Here is a 1,371-nt window from a genome sequence, read left to right as displayed (position 1 = left end):
AGAAGTGGTCCCCAACGGTTGGACACATAAGCTCATTTCTTAAGTGGTTGACCCAGCTCATGCTGCGTATCTTTGCCTACCGAAGTAGGCCTCATCAGGAGTGAGGTTATTGAGTCCTTGATGGTTACGCTCTTCATTATAAAACACCATGTAGTTGCCGATTTCAAGCTCGGCTTCACGGGGCGTGGTATAAGCCTTTAAGTAAACCTCCTCATATTTCAGGCTTCGCCATAATCGCTCAATGAAAACATTGTCAACCCAGCGGCCTTTCCCATCCATGCTTATACGTACGTTATGCTCAATTAACTTCTGTGTGAACTCTGTGCTGGTAAACTGGCTGCCTTGATCTGAGTTAAAGATATCAGGTGGCCCATAATGCTTCAGCGCTTCCTCAAGCGCTTCGATACAAAAACTCGTGTCCATGGTGTTGGATAGTCGCCAAGCCAGCACTTTGCGGCTATACCAGTCGATAATCGCAACGAGGTACAGGAACCCCTTCGCCATTGGGATATATGTGATATCAATCGCCCAAGCTTGGTTTGGGTAAGTGACTTCGATATCACGCAACAGGTAGGGATACACCTTGTGTGCTTTGTTCGCCAGCGTCGTTTTGGGCTTGGGGTAAATCGCCCCAATCCCCATATCGCGCATGAGTCGAACAACACGCTTACGATTAACGCTATGGCCATTTTTAGCCAGCTCAGTTCGAATGCGCCGACTGCCCATAAACGGATACTGCAGATGAATTTCGTCAATCATTCGTCGTAACGTGATCTCCTCAGCAGAGAGTCCGATGGGTTGATAGTAAGCGGTAGAGCGAGCAATATTGAGCAGCTCACATTGGCGCTTTATCGGCAATGGGGTGGATTTAACCAGCGAACTCTTTCGCTGGGCTCGGTCTAACGACCGAGCACTTTGGCCAAAAAATCATTTTCCATGGTCAATTGACCGATCTTGGCGTGAAGTTTGTCCACTTCTTCGGAACTCTCTTTTCCTGAGTGATTTTCGGTGGCAAAAATCATGGCTGCGTTTTCAAGCAGCTCCTTTTTCCATGTTGAGATCTGGTTAGCGTGCAGGTTATATTTCTGAGCTAGCTCAGCGACGGTTTTATCGCCTTTAGCGGCATCGAGAGCCACCTTAGCTTTAAACTCAGGAGAGTGGTTTCTACGTTTTCTAGTCATAATCTGTCCCTGTATTGTTGGGTACTATCAAAACAGATCGACCACTTAAAGTCATGTCCGAAAATTGGGGGCCACTTCTCTAGACTTCGCGGACTGACAACGGCGTTTTAGTGCCTTCGCCTGAGCGACTTCCGGCAAGTAATGGTTATCCCGAATTCGATTGCGATTTACTTCCCGGCTGATTGTGCTG

At 47.7% G+C, this 1,371-nt stretch carries 2 protein-coding genes (1 of these 2 running past the window's edge); both read right to left on the bottom strand.

What is annotated here, in order from left to right; all coding sequences use genetic code 11:
* Positions 1-57: 57 nt before the first annotated feature.
* A protein-coding gene (locus ACMHXH_RS07115; RefSeq protein ID WP_114139936.1) for an IS3-like element ISVpa4 family transposase occupies positions 58-1,181 on the bottom strand; the annotation gives its coding sequence in 2 pieces (ribosomal slippage) (positions 58-929 and positions 929-1,181; 1,125 coding nt in all).
* A 51-nt stretch (positions 1,182-1,232) separates the two neighbouring features.
* Positions 1,233-1,371, bottom strand: partial view of a helix-turn-helix domain-containing protein gene (locus ACMHXH_RS07110; protein WP_413737870.1) — the 3' portion only. 104 nt of this gene lie beyond the right edge of the window; 139 of the gene's 243 nt are visible here — the last part of the coding sequence; its start codon lies off the right edge, out of view; it ends in the stop codon at positions 1,233-1,235.

The sequence above is a fragment of the Shewanella sp. BJSY2023SW001 genome, assembly GCF_047314685.1.
Taxonomy (GTDB): Bacteria; Pseudomonadota; Gammaproteobacteria; order Enterobacterales; family Shewanellaceae; genus Shewanella; species Shewanella indica.
Note: the sequence above shows the minus strand (reverse complement) of the source record. Positions and strands in the feature narration are given on the sequence as shown.